Consider the following 20,206-nt stretch of genomic DNA (forward strand, 5'->3'; position numbering starts at 1 on the left):
CAGTCGCGAAGCGGCGATTTTCGGTGACTTGATCGTCAGCGAAAGCAGAGGTGCCGCGGCCGAATTTACCGCGGCACCTCCGACCCATGTACCTCAGAACTCTGTGTGCCCTAGCTCCTGCTGTGCGAGCAGGCACACCTCGGCCGAGGCGGTGGCGTGCAGTTCGAGGATGATCAGCTCGTTGTCCGTGGCCTTGAGTACAGGGGCGGGGACGTAGAGGGTGCGCTGGGGGCCGCGGGACCAGTAGCGGCCGAGGCAGAAGCCGTTGATCCAGGCTACGCCCTTGCCCCACTCGATCGTGTCGAGGAAGAGGTCTGTGATCGCAGCCCCAGCCCCGTCCCCGTCCGCCGCGGGGGCGTCGAAGGTGGCGCGGGCGAATGCGGGGCCCGCTACTGCCACGATGTCGGCGCGGTCGCGGTCGCTGTCACTGTCGCCGCCTTTGCCCGAGCGGGCGCGGAGTGCGTCGGAGACCGGGGCGATGTCGTCCAGGTTGAGCGGGAGGACGTGCCATCCGGTCACGGGTGCGCCGTTGACGGTGGCGGGGCCGATCAGGCCCTTCGGCTCACCGATGCGGGGGCCGTAGTCCACCCGGCCCTGGTCCTCCACGAGCAGGTCGAGGGTTCCCTTCGCGTCGTCGGGCAGCGTCAGGGCGCGGTCACGGTGGTCGCGGGCGAGGACGCCTATGGATCGCTGGTCGACGAAGACCTGGGCGCGGTCGCGGACCTCGCCGAGCTGGAGGATCGCGCTGCCCTGACGTTCTATCTCGGTACGGTACAGCGTGAAGCCGGAGTAGTGGCCGAGGGAGTCGCTCGTCGGCAGCTCCTCGTGTTTGGACCACGCGCCCAGGCGGTCGGCGATCTGCCAGAGCGGGGCGACCGAGTCGAAGGCCGTTGACACGCGAACGGACTGGGAGCGTGGGCTCGGCAGGGCGGTGCGGCGCTCCGCCGAACCCACGCTGGTCTCATCGGTACTGGTGTATTTCGCAATCACGTCGCGCATCGCCCAGTACTTGGCCGTCGGGTTGCCCGCTTCGTCCAACGGCGCGTCGTAGTCGTAGCTCGTGACGATCGGGACGTATGTGCCCTTGTCGTTCGCACCATTGGTGAATCCGAAGTTCGTGCCGCCGTGGAACATGTAGATGTTCACCGAGGCGCCGCGGGCGAGCAGTTCATCCAGCGACTTGGCGATCTCGGCCACGTCGGTCACGTGGTGGTGGCCGCCCCAGCTGTCGAACCAGCCGTCCCAGAACTCCGCGCACATCAGCGGGCCGGTCGGCTGGTGCCGGCGCAGTCTGTCCAGCCGCTCGTTGACCCGCGAGCCGAACGAAGCCGTCTTGTGCAGCTCGGGGAGGCTGCCGTTGTCGATCATGTCGTCGAGCGGCTGGTCCACGGTGAACAGCGGCACGGTGATGCCGATCCGCCGCGTCAGCTCCGTCAGGGCCTTGAGGTACGCCTTGTCCTTGCCGTACGCGCCGTATTCGTTCTCGACCTGCACCATGATGATCGGGCCGCCGCGGTCGATCTGGCGGGGCACCAGGATCGGCGCCAGGTGCTCGTAGTACTCCTCGACGGCCTTGAGGTACGTCGGCTCGCTGCTGCGGATGCCGGTGCCGGGCTGCTGGAACAGCCACGCGGGCAGGCCGCCGTTGTCCCACTCGGCGCAGATGTACGGGCCCGGACGGACGATCGCCCGCATGCCGTGCTCGGCGACGGTGTCGAGGAAGCGGCCGAGATCGAGGCCGCCGTCGGTGTCGAAGCGTCCCGGGCGCTTGCTGTGCGCGTTCCAGGCGACGTACGTCTCGATCGTGTTCAGGCCCATCTCGCGGGCCTTCACGATGCGGTCCGCCCACAGGTCGGGGTGGACGCGGAAGTAGTGCAGCGCCCCGGACAGGATGCGCGTGGGCTCGCCGTCCAGCAGGAAGTCTTCTTCGCCGATCGCGAACCGGCGCGCGGGGGTGCTCATGTGGGCGTTTCCTACAATCCTCAGCTGCCGCGCGGACGTGCCGCGCCCGCGCGCGGGCCGGCCGAGGGCAGTGAGTCCCCGGCCGGCCCGCACGCCCGGATGGTGCGGTGCTCGTGCCGTACTGCGTACGGGTGCTTACCTGACCGCTACTTGGTCGTGACGGTGAAGCCCTGCTGGCTGCCGTACGTCCCGGACGCCTTGAACCACGTGTTGATCGCGGGTGCGATGTCCGTCTTGGCCTCGTACGCCTTGCCGACGGAGTCCGGGAAGATGCTGTTCGCGTACACCTGGAACGGCAGGTAGCTCCAGCCCGGCAGCACCGAGGCCGCGGCCGCGGAGAGCACCGTGTTGATCTTCTGGCCGCCGAAGTACGACGGGGCCTGGTCCAGGAAGGAGCTCGAGTTCAGCACCGAGTTCAGCGAGGGGAAGCCGCCCTCGTTGGCGAAGATGGTCTCGCCGTCGCCCGCGTTCATGAACTGGATGAAGCCCGCCGCGGCGAGAGCGTTGGACGAGCCCTTCATCACCGCGTAGCTGGAACCGCCGTTCTCCGCGGAGGCCGCGGTGGTGCCGTCGTACGTCGGCATCGGCGCGACCCGCCAGTCGCCGGAGCCGGCGGCCGCCGAGGTCTCCAGGTTGCCCGGCATCCACGCGCCGGTCACCAGGCTCGCGATGGTGCCGTTGCCCAGCGCGGTGAACCACTGGCTGGTCCAGCCGTTGATCTGCGAGAGCAGACCCTTCTCCTCCAGCTTGTCCCACTCGGCCGCCCACTTCGCGGTGCCCGGGTCCTGGGAGTTGATGGTGACGTTCGTGGTGCCGCTGACGGTGTAGGGCTTGCCGCCGGCCTGCCAGACCATGCTGGTGACGAAGCCGGGGTCGCCGCTGTCCGAGGTGATGTACTCGTTCGGGTTGGCCGAGTGCAGCTTCTGGGCGTCCGCGACGTACTGGTCCCAGGTCGTCGGCACGCTCAGGCCGTACTTGTCGAAGATCTTCTTGTTGTAGAACAACGCCATCGGGCCGGTGTCCTGCGGCAGCGCGTCGAGCTGGCCGTTGACGGTGACCGCGTCCCACACCGCGGTGGAGTAGTCGCTCTTGAGGCTGTCGAGACCGTAGCCGTCGAGGCTCTGCACCGAGCCGGCGAGCGCGAACTGCGGCAGCGCGTAGTACTCGATCTGGGACACGTCCGGGATGCCCGAGCCGGCCTTGATCGCGTTCTGCAGCTTCGTGTACTCGGTGGTCGAGGTGCCCGCGTTCACCAGGTTGACGGTGACGTTCGGGTACTTCTTCTCGAACGCGCTGACGATGTCCTTGGTCTGCGGGGCCCAGGCCCACACGGTTATCGTGGACTTCTTCTGCAGCGCGGCCGCGATGTCCGAGGCGCTCGCGGTCGATCCGGACGACGAGCCGCTGCCCGAGCTGCTGCTGGAGCACGCGGTCAAACCGGTGGCCGCGAGGGCACCCGCGGCCAGCACGGTGGCGCCGCGGCGCCACGCCCGTGCGGTCCGAGTCGTTGCTGTCATAGCGACGTTCCTTCCACTTCTTTGTGTGAGGGTGGTGTGTTGCTTGGTGCGGGTGGTGCGGTCACTGCTTGACGCTGCCGGCGGTCAGACCCGACTGCCAGTAGCGCTGCATCACCAGGAAGACGACCATGATCGGAAGGATCATGAGCAGCGATCCGGTGAGGACGAGGTTGAAGATCGGGGATCCGCCGGCCGTCTGCGACTGGGCGTCCCACTGGTCGAGGCCCACGGTGAGCGGGTACCACTTCGGCTGGTCCAGCATCACCAGCGGCAGGAAGTAGTTGTTCCAGGTGGCGACGACCGCGAACAGCAGAACCGTGATCATGCCGGGGCGCAGCAGGCGCAGCGTGATGGAGAAGAAGACCCGCCATTCCCGCGCGCCGTCCACCCGGGCCGCCTCGAGCAGCTCGGTGGGCACCGCGTCCCTGGCGAAGATCCACATCAGATACAGGCCGAAGGGGTTGATCAGCGAGGGGATGATGATCGCCCACGGCGTGTTGACCAGGCCGATCTTGCTGAACATCAGGAAGGTCGGGACGGCCAGCGCGGTACTGGGGACCGCGACGGCACCGAGCACCACGGCCAGCACCCCGCGCTTGCCTGGGAAGTCGAACTTCGCGAGGCCGTAGCCGCCGAGCGTGGCCAGCACCGTCGCGCCGCCGGCTCCGGCGACCACGTAGAGCAGCGTGTTGCCGAACCACTGCACGAACTGGCCGTTGTTGTACGTCAGGGTCTGCCGGATGTTGTCCAACAGCGCGAAGTGCCCGCCGAACCACAGCCCGTCCGTGCTGAACAGGTTGTTCTCGGTCTTGGACGCGTTGACCAGCAGCCAGAACAGCGGCAGCAGCGAGTAGATCAGGCCGAGCGTCATGATCAGGGTCAGCGACTTGGACTTGCGGCGCTTGTTCGGGTTCCACGGCCGGGCGGGCCTGCGCATCGGGCGCACGGCGCGGCCGGCGCCGGAGCGGGCCGTTTCGGTCACTGCCATCTCAGGCCCCTTGCTTCCGCTGGCCGACGCGCTGGACCACATAGGCGACGATGACCGTCAGCAGGCCCATGATGATCGCGATGGTCGCCGAGTAGTTGTACTCCTGGCCGTTGAAGGACAGGTTGTAGGCGTAGAGGTTGGGCGTGTAGGCGCTGCCGATCACGTCCTTGTTCAGCGGAAACAGCACACTCGGCTCGGTGAACAGCTGGAAGCTGCCGATGATCGAGAACACCGTGGCGACCAGGATCGCCGGGCGCAGCGCGGGGAGCTTGATATGCCAGATGATCTTCCACTGGCCCGCGTTGTCCAGCTCGGCGGCCTCGTACAGCTCGTTCGGCACCACCCGCAGCGCCGAGTAGAAGATCAGCATGTTGTAGCCGATGTACTCCCAGGTGACGACGTTTCCGATCGCCGGCAGCATCAGCGTGTTGTCGAGCGGGTTCGGCAGGGTGGTGTGGAACCACTTGTCGAGGTCGGAGATCAGGCCGAACTGGTTGCCGTAGAGGTAGCCCCACATCAGGACGCCGACCACGGCCGGGACCGCGTACGGTAGGAAGATGCCGATCCGGTACAGCGGCGCCCAGTGCAGCCGCGCGCTGTCGATCGCGAGCGAGACGCCGAGGGCCAGGATCAGCATGACCGGCACCTGCACGACCAGGAACAGCGCGACCCGCTCGAAGCCGGTCCAGAACTGGGAGTCCGTCAGCGCCTGGGAGTAGTTCGCCAGGCCGGCGAACTTGTTCCCGCCGATCAGCTTGTTCTGGTAGAGGCTGAGATAGATCGCGTAACCTACCGGGGCGACCAGGACGAAGAGGAACACGAGCAGGAAGGGGCCCACGAAACCCCAGCCGGTCCACTTCCTCCGGCGACGGCGCTTGAGCTCCGTTCCCCGCGTCCTCGGCGGCGAGTCCGCTGACAGCACTGTCATGAGATCCATTCCTGCATCGGCGTTGATGTTTACGTCAACATGATGGGGTGACGCTACCATGTTCACGTAACCATGCCCACTGAGCATGACATTACAAAGCGGCAACGTTGCCGTAGAGAAGAGATGTGAGGCCGATGACCTCGAGCGATGCCCCGGTTCGGCGCTCGAAGCAGCCGTCGATGGGGGACGTGGCCAGGCACGCGGGAGTCTCCGCGCAGACCGTGTCGCGGGTCTCGAACGGGCACTCCAACGTGGACCCGCTCACCCGGCAGCGGGTCGTCGAGTCGATGCAGGCGCTGGGCTACCGGCCCAACTCGGCCGCGCGGGCGCTGCGCCGCGGCCAGTTCCGGGCCATCGGCGTGATCATGTTCACGCTGCGCACGTTCGGAAACATGAGCACCCTCAACGCGATCGCCACCGAGGCCGCGAAGGCGGACTACTCGGTGACGCTGCTGCCGGTGCGCGAGGCGACGCTCGGCCAGGTCTCCGGCGCGTACAGCAGGCTCAGCGAGGCGGCCGTGGACGGGGTCGTCATCATCTTCGAGGCGCACCTGCTGGACGAGGCCGAGTTCACCCTCCCGCCCGGCCTGCCGGTCGTGGTCATCGACTCGAACGCGGGCGACGAGTACACCGTGGTGGACACCGACCAGGGGGACGGCGCGCGGCAGGCCACCGAGCACCTGCTCAGCCTCGGCCACCGGCAGGTCTGGCACATCGCCGGCCCGGAGTCCTCGTTCTCGGCGATGCGCCGCATGGAGTACTGGCGGCGCACCCTGGTGGACGCCGGGATCGAGCCGCCGCCGGTGCTGTACGGCGACTGGTCCACGGACTCCGGCTTCCGGCACGGGATCACGCTCGGCCAGCGCGATGACGTGACCGCGATCTTCGCGGCGAACGACCAGATGGCGCTCGGCCTGATGCGCGCGCTGCACGAGCTCGGCCGGGACGTTCCCAGGGACATCAGCGTCGTCGGCTTCGACGACCTGGAGGAGGCGCACTCCTTCTGGCCGCCGCTGACCACGATCCGGCAGGACTTCGGCGAGGTCGGCAGGCAGGCGATCCAGAACCTGCTGGCCAAGGTGGGCGGCGAGCAGGAGAACAGCAAGATCATAGTGCCGACCCGGCTGATCGTCCGGGACAGCACGGCGGCGCCTCGGACGTAGCCGAGTCGGGCCACGTCCGAGGCGCCGCGCGCACCGGTTCATCCGAGGGTCACCGATTCATCCTGGTCACCCGTTCGGCCGAGGCTCGACCTCGGCCGGGCGGCCGTCGGCTATCCGAGTGTCCATTGCTGGTTGCCGCCGCCGTTGCACGTGTACAGGTCGAGCTTCGTGCCGTTCGACGTGCCCTGGCCGATCACATCGAGACAGAGGCCTGACTCGTTGTTCGTGATGCTGCCGTCCGGATGGACCTGCCAGAGCTGGTTGCCGCCGGCGTTGCAGGTGTAGATGTCCACGACCGTGCCGGCGGTCTTGCCCTGGTTGTACGCGTCGAGGCACTTCTCGCTGCTGCCGCTGTAGACCGTGATCTCGCCGTTCGCCTGGAGCGTGTACTCCTGGTTGCTGCCGGCGCCGCAGGTGTAGATCTCCAGCTGCGTGCCGTTGGTCGTCGATGCGCCGGGCACGTCGAGGCACTTGCCGGACTGGTTGCCGACGAGTTCCTGCGTGCTGACACCGCCGCTGCTCGGGCTGCCGGAGCTGCCGAGGACGTACGTGGTCACGCTCTGCGCGGGCAGCGAGGCGCTGATCGTCGAGCCGGAGACGGTCGGCGCCGAGATGCTCGCCAGGTTCTCGCCGGAGTCGGTCTGGTACGCGCCGGCCGAGGTGATGGTGCCGCTGTTCAGGTTCAGGCTCAGCGTGGTCGCGGACGTGTTGGTGTTCGTGGCGACGACGTCCCACTGGCCCTTGGAGCTGTTCCAGAAGGCCATCGTCTGCACCCCGGACGGCGAGCCCGAGACGCCGTAGCGCACCGCGCCGGGTCGGACGAACCGGCTGTACTGGCCGAGCGCGTAGAAGCGCTTGGTCGTGTAGACGGCCTGGTTGCCGTCCGAGGCGTAGTTCGGGTCGTAGTAGAGCAGGCCGTCGTTCCAGCCGGAGGAGTTCACACTGGTGGCGCAGGTGCTGGAGGTCGCCGGGTCGCAGCCGAGCTCGGAGGAGAGCGCGGTCCACCACTGGAACGCCGCGTCGTCGGCGTACGACATGTCCGTGTAGATGTAGTTGGTCAGCACGAGCGCGCCCGCCATCGTCGGGTCGTACTGCGCGCCGTAGCCGCCGCCTCCGGAGATCTGACAGCAGATCTCGCTGGCCCACACCGGCTTTCCGTTCACGTCGCCGAGCGAACCGACCTGCTCGAGCCCTGAGTCGGACGGGTTGTTGTAGGTGTGGTGCGCGATCGCGGCCGTGTAGCCCGGCGCGCTGGAGTCGGCCAGCCAGGTCGGCGCCTCGGAGAGCAACTGCGTGGTCTGGCTCGACTCGTCGGCGATGATCTTCGTGGACAGGCCCGCCGAGCTCAGGGCCGAGCCGACCGCGTCGATCACGCCCGCGCGCTCGGAGGCCGGGACCTGCATACCCTCCTGGCCGCAGCCGCTGAAGGAGTCGTCTGGCTCGTTCATCGGACTGATCTGGCTGAGCGTCACGCCCTCGGACGCGAAGTGCGAGACCACCGTGGCGACGTACGTGCCGTACGCGGCGTCGTCCGAGGTGTTGATCTCGCCGGCGCAGCTCTTGCTGTTGGTGGTGTACTGCTCCGGCGCGCTGTTCACGAAGCCGATCAGGTCGGGCACGCCGTCGGACGCGGCGGCCTTGAGGAAGTACTGGCCGCCCGGGTCCTTGGTCCAGTCGTAGCCGCCGGAGGAGGTCAGGAACGTCTGCGGAGCGCGGGCCGCGACCGAGACGCCCGTCCCGCCGCCGCCGATGTTGTACCGGTACTGGCTCAGGTCGATGCCGCTGGTCGTGAACAGGTCGGCGGCGACCTGGGCCTGCACCGAGGACGAGTAGTTCGTCAGGTCATTGACCCACCAGGCGCCGGAGGCGCCGAAGCCGGCGATGGTCTGCGCCGGGGCGGTGACGACCGCGGCGGACGAGGCCGCCGCGGCCGAGCCGGGCAGCAGCGCGGCGGTGCCGGCGGAGGCCGCCAGCAGCGTCGCGATGGTCAGCAGCGGGAGCAGCGGCCCGCGGTTACCGGGACGTGTTCGAGTGCGCACTGTGGGACACCCCTTTAATTCGGGCGTAAATTATCCTGCGCGGAAGTTAGATCCGCCGCACGCCGCTGTCAAGACCCCGCCGTCGTCGGCCGCTGCGACTAGGCTGGTGGAACGCGGGCTCGCGATGGGATGTACCGGAGAATTCGATATCGTATGGAGACTGGTGGATATGCGCTGGGGTGCGGGTTCGGTCTCGGGGGACATGACTCGCACTGCCGTGCTGGCGATCCTGGCGCGGCACGGCGGGCTCAGCCGCGCGGAGATCGCGGAGCGGCTCGAGCTGAGTCCGGCGACCATCACCACGATCACCCGGCGGCTGCTCGACGCGGGTCTCGTCGAGGAGGGCGAACCGCGCAACGCGCAGACCGGGCGTCCGTCGATTCCGTTGGAGCTGGTGCCGGACTCGGCGCACGCGCTCGGCGTGCAGGTCGCGCACGAGCACGTCACCGGCGTGCTGACCCGACTGGACGCGAGCGTGGTGGACGGCTTCCGGCACCCCTTCGACCCGAGCGCGCCCGACGCGGTGGACGTCCTCACGGCCCTGATCCGCGCGCAGCTCGAGTCCGTGGCGGAGCGCAAGCTGCCGCTGCTCGGCGTCGGGATCGCGGTGCCGGGCGTGGTCGAACCGGCGACCGGGACGCTGCGCATGTCGGTGCGCCTCGGCTGGACCGGGATGCCGCTGGCCGCCCGGCTGCGCTCGGCGCTCGGCGTGCCCGTGTTCGTGGACAACGACATCAGCGCCGTGACCGCGGCCGAGCGGCTCTACGGCCGGGGCGCGGACTGCGCGGACTTCCTGCTGGTGGCGATCGGCCAGGGCATCGGCCTCGGCATGGTGCTGGACGGCGCGCCGTACCGCGGGGCCGCGGGCGCGGCCGGGGAGTTCGGCCACGTGCCGATCCTGCCGGACGGCCCGGTGTGCAGCTGCGGAAACCGCGGCTGCCTGGAGACACAGGTGAGCACGGAGTCGCTGCTGCGCCGCGCCCGCGAGGTCGGCATCGTGGCGCCGGAGGCGGAGCTGGAAGACCTGCGCGCGGCCGCGGCGGGCGGCGACCAGCGCGGTCTCAGCCTGCTGCGGCGCTCGGGCGAGCTGCTCGGGCGCGCGCTGGCCGGCTCGGTGAACCTGCTCGGCCCGGAGCGGGTCGTGGTGATCGGCGAGATCAGCATGCTGTGGCCGTACCTGGCGGAGGCCTTCCGCCGGGCGCTGACCGAGCATCTGCTGCCGTGTGTGCGGGATACGGAGATCGACGTGCGTCCGTGGGCGGACGACCTGATCGCGCTGGGCGCGGCCGGGATCGTGCTGGCCACGCCGCTGGCCGCGCCCCGGCAGTACGTCCGCTCGGCCGCGTAGCCCTCGCGGCCGTCCTGGTCCCGGCGGCCCGGCGGCGCGTTCCGCCGGGACCGGGACAGCGAGGTCTCAGCTTTCGATCTCCGCTGGAACGGGTTCGTCGGCGGCGGGAGCGGAAGTCGGAGCGGCGACCGGGGCGGCCTCCGGTGCGGCGGCCGGGATGCCGCCGATGCGGTCGAGGACCGCGTAGAAGATCTCTATGGGGGTCTGCGGGTTCAGCGCGCGGGCCAGGAGCTCGTCGACCTCGGCGTCGGACAGCTGGTCGATCGTCGTGACATCGGTTATCTCCATGACCCGCTTAACGACTTAGTAGTCGTCGCGTCACGCTCCGTACGCGGCCGAATCTCCGTGCCGCGTAAGGAGTTCCTCGACACGGGCGCGGTGCGCCCGCTCCCACTCGTCGAGCGACTCGGCGGCCTCCTTCGCCAGCAGGGCGCGCGCGTCGGCGAGAACTGATTCGGCCCGGTCGGCGGGCACCACGGCGACGCCGTCCTCGTCGGCCAGCACTACGTCGCCCCGGTGCACGGTCACCCCGCCGCAGGTCACCGGCTCATTGAGCGGCGCGGCCGCGGACTTGCCGCCGGGCTTGGGGATCACGCCGCGGCCGAAGACGGGGAAGCCGAGCTCGCGGATCTCGGCGATGTCGCGGACGAGTCCGTCGAGCACGAACCCCGCGATGCCGCGGCGATGGGCGATGGCGCACACGTTGCCGCCCGCCAACGCGTACTCCAGGTCCCCGCCCTGCACGACGATCACCGAGCCGGGCTCCGCGCGGTAGATCGCCGCGTGCAGCATCAAATTGTCGTTCGGCGCGCAGCGCACCGTGAACGCCGGTCCGGCGAGCCGAGCGGTGTCCCACAGAGGCCTGATTCCGGGGTCCATGAACCGCTCGCGTCCGAGCAGGTCGCCGATCGTGGTCGTGGGTACGTCGTGGAATCCGCTCGCGTCGCTCACCCGTCCATCCTAGGCGGCGCACGCCGGCGGAGTGCGGCTATTGGGCGAGCACGCGGGAGCGGTCGGCGTTGCGGGCGATCTCGTCGGCGAGGACGGACCACAGCCGCCGCGGCACCTCGTGGCCCATGCCCGCGAACACGAGGGCGCGGCCGCCGGGGACCGCTCGGGCGAGCGCGGCGGCGGCGGACGGGCGCAGCAGCGGGTCCTCGGCGCCGTGGATCGCCAGCAGCGGGGCGGTGAGCCGCTCGGGGTGCCGCAGCAGGCGCGCCCCGGTGCGGATCGCCGCGAGTTGGCGGGCCGGGGTGGCCGGGTCGCTCGGACCGTCCGCGGTGACCTGCTTGGCCGTCTCCCGCGCCCAGCGTTCATCAAAGGACTGCGATCGTGCCGCCTGCATCCTGGCCAGCTTGACCTGCTGCCGCACCTCCTGCTCGCGCGTGCGCGGCCGGCGCGCGGTCACCCGGGCCATGCGCAGCAGGCCGAGCGGATCGACGTAGCGCGCGGCCTCGGCGAGCCGGTAGCCGCGGGGCAGGCCGCTGAGCGAGACGACGGTGCGCACCCGGTCCGGGTGCCGCAGGCCCAGGCCGATCGCGATGCTGGCGCCGAGGGACTGGCCGACGACGTGCGCGCTCCGCCAGCCGAGCGCGTCGAGCACGGCCCCGGCGTCCTCGATCATGTCCTGCGCCGAGTACGCGGCGGTCGCCCAGCTCGTGCCGCCGCAGAGCCGCCCGACCGTGCGCGTGGAGCGTCCCGTGTCCCGGTTGTCGAAGCGCACGACGGTGAAACCGCGGTCGGCCAGCTCGAAGCAGAAGCCGTCCGGCCACCAGCGCATCGGCGAGTCCAGGCCCATGACCAGCAGCAGGGGCTCTCCCCCGGGCGGTCCGACGCTCTCGTAGACGAGTTCGACTGATCCATTACGGGCCGACTCCACCGCCATGGCTGCCTCCCGGCTCACCGCTGCTGTTTTACTCCGCTCTGAGGTGACATTGCCCGATACACGACCGAATAATGCGCGGAACGCTGCTTCACCCGCCGAAACAGCACATATCGACGAATCGCTGCACGCTGGACCCACCCGTCCCGCGGCTGTTTTCGCCTCACAGGGCGTGCCCGAGCCAAGTGCGAGACTGGATGGTGTGGGGCCACGGCGAAGGGGTACGCGTGGCCTGAGACTGTCGGCCGCAAGGTGGATCAGACCATGGAGCTCTCAGCCCGGGACAAGCGCATACTCGCCGAGATCGAGTGCGAGGAGGCCCTGGACGACCCCAAGTGGGCACGCCGCTACGAGCGGCTGGGGCGCATCGGCATCCGCACTCGTCCGGGGTGGCGTCGTCGGCTGGCGGGCTACCTGATCGCCGTGGCCTGGCTCGCATTGGTCGCCGTCGCCGGCGTGCTCCCGCTGTGGCCGGTGTTCGGCGCGGCGCTCGGCGTCGGCATCGCGGGCTACACGTCGTGGAAGCTGCGGCACAAGCGCTTCTACGGGTACTGGTTTCGTCGGCGGCACCGGATCTCGCGAATCCCGCGGCAGGGAGCGCGCGGGAACGGCGAGGGCGGACGGGTCTGAGAGCGCGGGCGCGAGCCGAGAATTTCCGGAGTTTCGGGCGCATGGGTCGGCGGACGCCGGGTAACCGGAGCGGGCGTGCGCGTCATGCCGGTGCCGCGCACGTGCCTCGCGAAACGCGGGTCGATGCAGGACCGGCCGGTCTCCTCCCCCTCCTCGCCCGGCCGGTCCACCCCCACCCCGCCACGACCCGTGCGCGAGGAGCCGCGAAGACCCCGCCGATCGGAGCCGATCGGCGGGGTTTCGTGTGCTCGCTATCGGGCCGGGTCAGGCGCCGCCGGATTCCTCCGAGCCACGGCCGTCCCCGCCCTTCGCGCCCACGCTGATCTCGCTCGGCGCCGGCGGCCGGAAGACCGTCGTCTCCGGTTCCAAGCGCTCGCGCTCGCTGTCCGGATCGGGCGCCGCACGCTCCACGTCCGCGTCGGGCGACTTGACCGCCGTGGGCGAGGTGGCCGACGCGCTCTCCGGAGCCTCCTTGGCGACCGTGTCGTCCGTGACCGGCGCGACCCGACCCCGCCTGCGGCGGTACCGGACCAGGCCACCGGCCAGCAGCACGACGCCGCCGCCGAGCTGCAGCCACGCGCCCGGCTGCAGCGCGTCGACGGCCGGCCTGAAGTTCTGGCCGTCGTGCCGGTAGACCTGGATGGCGAACATCACGAAGAGCACCAGCCCGGCGAGCCCGGCCAGCCTGGTGAGCCAGCCGCTCGGGTCGAGCAGGCTCAGCACGGCGACGATCGCGATCAGCACGCTGATCGCGGCCACCGTGTGCAGCATATTGCTCCTGGTGTAGAAGTCGTTCTGCACCAGGCTGCGCAACGTCAACTTGTTCCCGGCCAGCGAACGAGTCCAGTCGAGGAACGCGCCGACGACCAGGGCCGCGGCCCCGATCAGCGTGAAGGCGAGCCTCGTCTGGATGCGCCCGGCAAGCCGAGCGTGGCCCGACCGCATCTCTTGCACCATGATCACACCTCCGTCTGGCGGATCCCGGCGGGATCCTCTTGGTGCGAAGCGCTTTCCGGGTAACCGCGCGGGAAGCGCGCAAACCAGGCGACGGCGGCGTTTCGGTCGTATCAGATCACTGCCGGCTCACGGCGCGGCGAACCACCACACGTCGCCGGACACCTCGTCCGGCGACAGCGGTTCGGAGAAGCCGAGCGTGCCGAAGCGGTTACCGTGCTCGATCTCACAGCCCAGATCGGCGACGAGGGCGTCGAGCACGAGCCAGCCCAGGCCTTCGCGGTCCGGCCAGGTGCCCGCGATCGGGCCGCGCACCGTGATCCGCAGGGCCTCCGGCTCGCGCTCGAAGCGCAGCTCCAACGCCCCGGCCGAACCGACCGACGAGCCGGGTCCCAGGAGGAATTGCCCGCATGCCTCGTCCACCGCGAGCCGCAGATCCGCGACGCGACTGACGGTCAGCCCGAGAACGCCACAGAGGTGTGCCGTCGCCAGCCGCGCGAACGCGACGTACCGCTCCGCGGCCGGCATCGTGATCGCCGCCAGTCGCACACCGCCGACGGCCCCGGTCGTCCCCGTGCCCCGATGTTCGGCAAGCTGATCCTTCGGCCACATGTTCGTGCTCCTTGCGACTGGGCTCGACCTCGCCTATGCCCGCGCGTATCCCGAGGTCACTACGCGGGTAACCGCCTGCGGCCACCCGTAAACGGCGCCACCGCTCGCGTACCGGACCGCGTGACAGTGATCTCCTGCGCCAGCTAACACCCCGACAGGTAATACCGCGATAAAGAGAGCATGAACGCTGATTCAGTCGGCGGCTTCGTCCGACTCCCGCTCGGCCGCACAGGTGCAGTCATAGTCGTGTGCGTGCTCTGAGCATCCCCCTGCCGACGCCGCACCCCCGAACGCCAGCGCCGCGAGCCGATCCCAGGCGTCCTCCGGCTGCGCCTCCGTCGCGCCGCGCTTGCCACTCGTCGCCTCCGCGGCGGCGGCGGCGCCCGTCAAGGCGACTCGGCTCTGGTCGTTCACCGCTTTCCCATACCCGCGGCGACCCCGGCCCAAGCGCCGACGCCGCCGACCTGCGGCGGGCCTCAGCCGCCGGCCGGGGTGACCGCCAGCCGGTAGCCGCGCTTGGTGACGGTGCGGACCAGGTCGGCGTCGTCGCCGAGGGCGGTGCGCAGGCGGGCGATGGTGGACTCGACGATGTGCTGGTCGCGGACGCTGGCGGTGCCGGTGGTGAGGCCGGAGCCGCGGGAGCGCCAGACGCGGCGCAGCAGCTCCGCGCGGGAGACGACCCAGCCGGGGCGTTGGGCGAGTTCGGCCAGCACGGCGGCCACCACCGGGGGAAGCAGGATCGCCTCGCCGCGGACGAGGACCGCGCTGCCCTGGATCGTCAGGGTCCTGCCGTCCTCGGCGGGGATCTCGCGACGGATCCGCTCGGGGACTGCGGTGCAGACTTCTGCGACGAGGGCGCCGAGGCGTGAGCGTTCGGGCAGCACGCTGGGGACGTCGCGGTCCTGCAGCGGCTTCGCGCAGACGGGGCCGACGCAGGCGGCGATGACGTCGGTGCGCAGGGCCTCGAGGAGGCGCTCGACGCCGAAGGCCGGGTCCCGCGTCTCGGCGGCGTCGAGGAGCGCGGCGACGCCGGGCGCGGAGGTGAAGGCGACGGCGTGGACCTCGCGCTTCTCGATCGCCTCGAGCAGCCTGTCGACGGCCGCGCGGTCTTCTGGCGGGTCCCACCGGTAGACCGGAACGGTCAGGACGTCCGCACCGTCGGCGCGCAGCTCGGCGGCCAGGTCGCAGTCGACGGTCGGGTCCACCGCGCCGTACTGCTGGACGGCGATGCGCTTGCCGGCCACGTTCTGGGTGCGCAGCCACTCCAGCACCTCGCTGCACAGCTCCGAGGCGGCCGCATACTGCTCGCGCATACCGCTCGCGCGCACGGCGCCGGTGGCCTTCGGGCCGCGCGAGACGACCGTCGCCTTCGCGAGCGCGCTCTGCAGTTCGGGGGCGTCGCCCCAGCCCTCGGCCGCGGAGATCCAGCCGCGCCAGCCGCGGCCGGTGGTGGCGACGACGTAGTCCGGCGGGTTGTCGATGCAGGCCCTGGTCGCGGCGCGCAGTTCGGCGTCGTCCTCGAGCGGGACGAGTTTGAGCGTGGGGGCCTCGATCACGCGCGCGCCACGCCTGCGGAGCAGCGCGGCGAGGTCCTCGCGACGGCGGTCGGCCGTGACGGCGACCGTGCAGCCGACTAGCGGCTGTTCGGCGAGAACGGGCGGGGTCATGGCCGCAGGCTGCGTGATCACTGTTTCGCGGATGTTGCCGAGTGGATACGCGCCGGTAAGCTCCCGATTCGATTCTCCGCCGGCACCGAACTGAACGCCTCGCGCCGTTCGGGTAACGCGCCGGACAAGGGCCCGACATCGCACGCGGGCACGCTGGTCAGCGTGGAGAACCCGACGACCCGGCCGACGAGCACGGCGACGCACTTCCCGTACTGCCCGTACTGCCCGTACTGCGCACCGCGGTGCGGCACGCAGGTCGTGCCGTCGCAGACACCTGGCGCGCCCGAGGTGGCGGGTCGCGAGGACTTCCCGGTGAACGACGGCGCACTGCGCGGCAAGGGCGCGTCGGCCGCCGTGCTGCTCGACCCGGTCGCGGCACTCCACCGCGCAGCGCGAGTCCGGGGGCTGGCTCGCGGTCGTCGATCCCCTGCGTACGCGCCCGGCGGAGCAGGCCGACGCGCACCTTCAGCCGCTGCCGGCCGACCGCTGGGCCTGCTGTTCAGCCCCCTGAAAGAAGGACCGAACGCATGAGAATCCTGATCGTCGGCTACGGCATGGTCGGCCACCGCTGCGCGAGCGCGCTGTCCGAGTTCGCCGCGCAGCGTGCGGCGGACGAGCCGCCGGTGGACATTGCCGTGCTGTCCAAGGAGGCCAGACCCGCATACGACCGCGTGCACCTGACTTCGCTGTTCAACGGCTCGACCGACGCCGATCTGACGTACGACGATCCGCCGGGCGTCGAGGTGGTGCTCGGCGAGGAGGCCGTGGCACTGGACCGCGAGGCGCGGATCGTGACCGGCTCCAGCGGCACGACGTATGCCTACGACGTGCTGGTCCTCGCCACCGGCTCGCGGCCGTTCGTGCCGCCGGTACCCGGCCACGACCTGCCCGGCTGCTTCGTGTACCGCACGGTCGAGGACGTCGACGCGATCAAGGAATACGCACAGGGCCGCCGGGTGGGCGCGGTCGTCGGCGGCGGCCTGCTCGGGCTCGAGGCGGCCGGAGCGCTCAGCTCGCTGGGCCTGGACACGCACGTGATCGAGTTCGCGCCTCGGCTGATGCCGCTTCAGGTGGACGACGCGGGCGGCATGGCGCTGCGGCAGCGGATCACGGACCTCGGCGTCACCATCCACGCGGGCACCCGCACCGAGGCCGTGCACGCGGGCGGGGACGGAGCCGCCGCCGAGATGCTGCTGGCGGCCGGGCACGACCCGAGCGACCAGCGCACGCTGCCGGTCGAGATGGTCGTCTTCGCCGCGGGCGTGCGGCCGTGGGACACGCTCGGCCGCGAATTCGGGCTCGAACTCGGCGAGCGCGGCGGCATCAGGGTGGACGCGCACTGCCTGACCTCCGACCCGCACGTGTACGCGATCGGCGAGTGCGCGCAGGCGATGGACGGACGGGTGTACGGCCTGGTCGCGCCCGGATATTCGATGGCCGAGACCACCGCGAGGCACATCCTCGGCCAGGACTCGACGCCGTTCCGCGGGGCCGACCTGTCCACGAAGCTGAAGCTGATGGGCGTGGACGTCGCGTCCTTCGGCGACGCCTTCGGCACCACACCCGGCGCTCTCAGCACCCTGTATTCGGACGAGTCGCAGGGCCTGTACAAGAAGCTCGTCGTCACCGAGGACGGCAGGCTGCTCGGCGGCATCCTGGTCGGCGACGCCTCGGCGTACGACCTGCTCAAGCCGCTGGCCGGGACGGACACCGCGCTGCCCGGCGACCCGATCCAGCTGCTGCTGCCCGCGGCGGACGGCGCGGCGGGCGCGACGCTCGGCGTCGGCTCGCTGCCCGACTCGGCGACGATCTGCAGCTGCCACAACGTGAGCAAGGGCACGCTGCTGGAGGCCGTGCGCAGCGAGGGCTGCGCGACGGTCGGCGCACTGAAGTCCTGCACGAAGGCCGGTACCGGCTGCGGCTCCTGCGTCCCGATGCTGGGCAAGATCCTTGATTCGGCGGGCGTCGAGCAGTCCACGGCGCTGTGCCCCCACTTCCCGCAGACCCGCGCCGAACTCTACGAGATCGTGCTGGTCCGCGGCATCGACTCGTACGCGCGGCTGATCGCCGAGCACGGAGCCGAGGGCGCGCACCCGGAGGGCTGCGAGATCTGCAAGCCCGCCGTCGCCTCGATCCTCGCGTCGCTGGCCGGTCGGCTCGGCGGCCCGAAGCACATCCTGAGCGGCGAGCAGGCCGCGTTGCAGGACACGAACGACCACTTCCTCGCGAATCTGCAGAAGAACGGCACCTACTCGGTCGTGCCGCGCATCCCCGGCGGCGAGATCACCCCGGAGAAGCTGATCGTGATCGGCGAGGTGGCACGGGACTTCGGGCTCTACACGAAGATCACCGGCGGTCAGCGGATCGACCTGTTCGGCGCGCGCGTCGAGCAGCTCCCGGCGATCTGGCGGCGGCTGGTGGACGCGGGCTTCGAATCCGGCCACGCGTACGGCAAGGCCTTGCGCACGGTGAAGTCCTGCGTCGGCTCGACCTGGTGCCGCTACGGCGTACAGGACGCGGTCAGCCTGGCCATCGAACTCGAGCTGCGCTACCGCGGCCTGCGCTCCCCGCACAAGATCAAGGCGGCGGTCTCCGGCTGCGCCCGCGAGTGCGCGGAGGCGCAGGGCAAGGACATCGGCGTCATCGCGACCGAGCACGGCTGGAACCTGTACGTCTCGGGCAACGGCGGTTTCAGCCCCCGGCACGCCGACCTGTTCGCCAAGGACCTCGGCAAGGAGGAGCTGATCCGGGCGATCGACAGGTTCCTGATGTTCTATATCCGCACCGCCGAGCGGCTGGAGCGGACCTCGGTGTGGATGGAGCGGATCGAGGGCGGGCTCGAGCACGTGCGCGAGGTCGTGCTGGAGGACAAGCTCGGCCTCGGCGAGGAGCTCGACGCGCTGATGGCCGGGCACGTGTCCGCGTACGCGGACGAGTGGCGCGCGGCGATCGAGGACCCGGAGACGCTGCGCCGCTTCGTCTCCTTCGTGAACGCGCCGGAAACCCCGGACCCGTCCATCGAGTTCACCACCGAGCGCGAGCAGATCAAGCCCCTGTTGAGGATCGGCCGCCGGACGGACCGCACCGGCGAGGAAGCGAAGGACCTGGTGAACGCCGGATGATCACGCAGATCCCCGTCTGCCGCTACGACCAGCTGATCCCGGGCCGCGGCGTGGCCGTGCTGCTGCCGGACGGCACGCAGGCCGCGGTGTTCCGCACCGCCGCGGACGAGCTGTACGCGGTGGGCAACCTGGACCCGGCGACCGGCGCGTACGTGATCTCGCGCGGCCTGACCGGTTCGCGCGGCGGCGTGCCGACGGTGGCCTCCCCGATGCTCAAGCACGTCTACGAGCTGGTCTCGGGCCGCTGCGTGGACGGACCGGCCGGGCCGGATCCGTCGCACCGGCTGCCGACCTTCCCGGTGCTGCGCGAGGACGACCTCGTGTACGTGCTCGACGATCCGGCGATCCCCCGGGACGAGAACGCGTTCGAACTCGACGACGCCGCGCGCGACGGAGGCAGCTAAGCGATGAGCATCCCGCTGACTTCACCGCGTGCGTGGGCAACGGCTCGGTCTACAAGCTGATCCCGGGCATCTTCGCCGAGAAGGTCGAGGACCCGAGACGAGCTCAAGCCCTGTCCGGCGCACTGATCGCGATCGCCGGAGCGCTCGGCGCGTTCGGCGGCGTGCTGGTGAACCTGCCGGCATCCGTATAAGTAGGCGAATAGCGGTACCGCGGACAAGCGCGGCGGTCGGGGAGTGGTCCCGGACCGCCGCGCTTAGTATCGTTCGCGCAGGCGTATCAGGATGCGAAGGGAATGCACTGAATGCGATATCAGCCGGTAACGCGCGGTTCTGTGATGTGGCGGATGGTGGTCGGCCTCGCGCCCGGGCCGGCGCTGCTCGTCTGGGGCATCGTGATGAAGACCGGCCACACGGCCAGCTGCGGTGACGCGACCCTGTCCCCCGGCGAGGTCTGCCGGGACGTCGACTCCGGCAAGACGACCTCGTACACCGACGTCGCGAACGGCGACAACGGCGTCGCCACATTCCTGATCGTCGCGGGCATCGCCGTGACGATCGCCGCGCTGCTCTGGTTCGCTTACCGCTGGAAGAACCGCGCCGAGCGTCCGCTGCTGCCGCCGAAGATCCCGCGAGGGAAGCGGGTGCCGCGCGTGGCGACGATCAAGTGGACGTGGGTCGGGGCGCGGCTGGCCGAGAACGCGCAGCACGGCCTGGCCCTGCGGGTCGCGCCCGAGCGCTTCCCGAGCTCCCCCGCGGCACGCGTCGCGCTGACCCGGCACCTGCAGTCCGACCCTGGTACCGCCGACGCCGTGCGGGCCTTCGCGGCCGATCTGTCGCCGCGCCCGGTCGCGATCGCGCCGCCGCTGGTCTGGTTCGTCGTCGCGCTTCCGATCAAGGGCGACGCCCGAGAGCGGCTCCGCGAGATCCTCACCGAGGACGCGCCGCGGCTGCGGGAACTGCTCGAGAACGCCGAGGAGCCGGTCTAGGACG

General features: G+C 70.4%; 19 protein-coding genes. 7 read left to right on the top strand and 12 right to left on the bottom strand.

The features are described from left to right. Positions 1–93: 93 nt before the first annotated feature. The 4 genes from VG296_RS13415 to VG296_RS13430 form a co-directional block, all read right to left on the bottom strand. Positions 94–1,962 (bottom strand): beta-galactosidase family protein, encoded by a 1,869-nt coding sequence (locus VG296_RS13415; RefSeq protein WP_325566014.1) that lies wholly within the window; start codon positions 1,960–1,962, stop codon positions 94–96. Positions 1,963–2,108: 146 nt separating this feature from the next. Continuing rightward, positions 2,109–3,479, bottom strand: a complete 1,371-nt coding sequence (locus VG296_RS13420) for a sugar ABC transporter substrate-binding protein (protein ID WP_325566015.1) — start codon at positions 3,477–3,479, stop codon at positions 2,109–2,111. A gap of 61 nt (positions 3,480–3,540) precedes the next feature. Beyond that, positions 3,541–4,467, bottom strand: a complete 927-nt coding sequence (locus tag VG296_RS13425) for a carbohydrate ABC transporter permease (RefSeq protein ID WP_325566016.1) — start codon at positions 4,465–4,467, stop codon at positions 3,541–3,543. A gap of 1 nt (position 4,468) precedes the next feature. Continuing rightward, entirely contained in the window at positions 4,469–5,395 is a 927-nt protein-coding gene (locus VG296_RS13430) for a sugar ABC transporter permease (RefSeq protein WP_325566017.1), read from the bottom strand. A gap of 134 nt (positions 5,396–5,529) precedes the next feature. Here VG296_RS13430 and VG296_RS13435 point away from each other — a divergent pair, with 134 nt between their 5' ends. Further along, positions 5,530–6,558 carry a LacI family DNA-binding transcriptional regulator gene (locus tag VG296_RS13435; RefSeq protein ID WP_325566018.1) on the top strand — a complete coding sequence of 343 codons (1,029 nt, stop codon included), beginning with the start codon at positions 5,530–5,532 and terminating at the stop codon, positions 6,556–6,558. A gap of 110 nt (positions 6,559–6,668) precedes the next feature. Here the strand turns inward: VG296_RS13435 and VG296_RS13440 are convergent, their stop codons facing one another. Then, positions 6,669–8,597: a glycoside hydrolase gene (locus VG296_RS13440; protein WP_325566019.1), complete on the bottom strand. Its 1,929-nt coding sequence runs from the start codon at positions 8,595–8,597 to the stop codon at positions 6,669–6,671. A 202-nt stretch (positions 8,598–8,799) separates the two neighbouring features. Here VG296_RS13440 and VG296_RS13445 point away from each other — a divergent pair, with 202 nt between their 5' ends. Beyond that, entirely contained in the window at positions 8,800–9,945 is a 1,146-nt protein-coding gene (locus VG296_RS13445; RefSeq protein WP_325566020.1) for an ROK family transcriptional regulator, read from the top strand. A 66-nt stretch (positions 9,946–10,011) separates the two neighbouring features. Here VG296_RS13445 and VG296_RS13450 read toward each other — a convergent pair whose 3' ends face one another. Genes VG296_RS13450 through VG296_RS13460 form a run of 3 tightly spaced genes read right to left on the bottom strand, consistent with a single transcriptional unit; the run spans position 10,012 to position 11,830 of the window. After that, a complete protein-coding gene (locus VG296_RS13450) occupies positions 10,012–10,233 on the bottom strand; it encodes a hypothetical protein (protein ID WP_325566021.1) in 222 nt (73 codons plus the stop codon). A gap of 30 nt (positions 10,234–10,263) precedes the next feature. Further along, entirely contained in the window at positions 10,264–10,896 is a 633-nt protein-coding gene (locus tag VG296_RS13455) for an RraA family protein (RefSeq protein WP_325566022.1), read from the bottom strand. Between the two features lie 37 nt (positions 10,897–10,933). Next, positions 10,934–11,830 carry an alpha/beta hydrolase gene (locus tag VG296_RS13460; protein ID WP_325566023.1) on the bottom strand — a complete coding sequence of 299 codons (897 nt, stop codon included), beginning with the start codon at positions 11,828–11,830 and terminating at the stop codon, positions 10,934–10,936. Between the two features lie 261 nt (positions 11,831–12,091). Here VG296_RS13460 and VG296_RS13465 point away from each other — a divergent pair, with 261 nt between their 5' ends. Next, the gene (locus tag VG296_RS13465; protein ID WP_325566024.1) at positions 12,092–12,457 is read left to right on the top strand and encodes a DUF3040 domain-containing protein; all 366 of its coding nucleotides are present in this window, start codon (positions 12,092–12,094) and stop codon (positions 12,455–12,457) included. Positions 12,458–12,721: 264 nt separating this feature from the next. On the opposite strand, the gene VG296_RS13470 is transcribed toward VG296_RS13465, so the two are convergent. The 4 genes from VG296_RS13470 to VG296_RS13485 all read right to left on the bottom strand — a co-directional run bounded on the left by VG296_RS13470 (position 12,722) and on the right by VG296_RS13485 (position 15,690). Further along, positions 12,722–13,414 (bottom strand): hypothetical protein, encoded by a 693-nt coding sequence (locus tag VG296_RS13470; RefSeq protein WP_325566025.1) that lies wholly within the window; start codon positions 13,412–13,414, stop codon positions 12,722–12,724. Positions 13,415–13,540: 126 nt separating this feature from the next. Next, positions 13,541–14,023, bottom strand: coding sequence for a hypothetical protein (locus VG296_RS13475; protein WP_325566026.1), 483 nt, complete (start codon positions 14,021–14,023; stop codon positions 13,541–13,543). 192 nt (positions 14,024–14,215) lie between these two features. Next, entirely contained in the window at positions 14,216–14,437 is a 222-nt protein-coding gene (locus tag VG296_RS13480; RefSeq protein WP_325566027.1) for a hypothetical protein, read from the bottom strand. Between the two features lie 62 nt (positions 14,438–14,499). Beyond that, positions 14,500–15,690, bottom strand: coding sequence for a uroporphyrinogen-III synthase (locus VG296_RS13485; protein ID WP_325566028.1), 1,191 nt, complete (start codon positions 15,688–15,690; stop codon positions 14,500–14,502). A gap of 527 nt (positions 15,691–16,217) precedes the next feature. Here VG296_RS13485 and nirB point away from each other — a divergent pair. The 4 genes from nirB to VG296_RS13505 all read left to right on the top strand — a co-directional run bounded on the left by nirB (position 16,218) and on the right by VG296_RS13505 (position 20,202). Further along, positions 16,218–18,812: a nitrite reductase large subunit NirB gene (gene nirB, locus VG296_RS13490; RefSeq protein WP_325566029.1), complete on the top strand. Its 2,595-nt coding sequence runs from the start codon at positions 16,218–16,220 to the stop codon at positions 18,810–18,812. Continuing rightward, positions 18,809–19,216: a nitrite reductase (NAD(P)H) small subunit family protein gene (locus tag VG296_RS13495; protein WP_325566030.1), complete on the top strand. Its 408-nt coding sequence runs from the start codon at positions 18,809–18,811 to the stop codon at positions 19,214–19,216. The genes nirB and VG296_RS13495 overlap by 4 nt, the downstream gene beginning before the upstream one ends. A 32-nt stretch (positions 19,217–19,248) precedes the next feature. Next, positions 19,249–19,407 carry a hypothetical protein gene (locus tag VG296_RS13500; protein WP_325566031.1) on the top strand — a complete coding sequence of 53 codons (159 nt, stop codon included), beginning with the start codon at positions 19,249–19,251 and terminating at the stop codon, positions 19,405–19,407. Between the two features lie 153 nt (positions 19,408–19,560). Then, complete coding sequence (locus tag VG296_RS13505; RefSeq protein WP_325566032.1) at positions 19,561–20,202, top strand: hypothetical protein; 642 nt, start codon at positions 19,561–19,563, stop codon at positions 20,200–20,202. Positions 20,203–20,206 lie beyond the last annotated feature (4 nt).

The organism is Actinospica sp. (assembly GCF_035552695.1).
In the GTDB taxonomy this organism is placed as follows: Bacteria; Actinomycetota; Actinomycetes; order Streptomycetales; family Catenulisporaceae; genus Actinospica.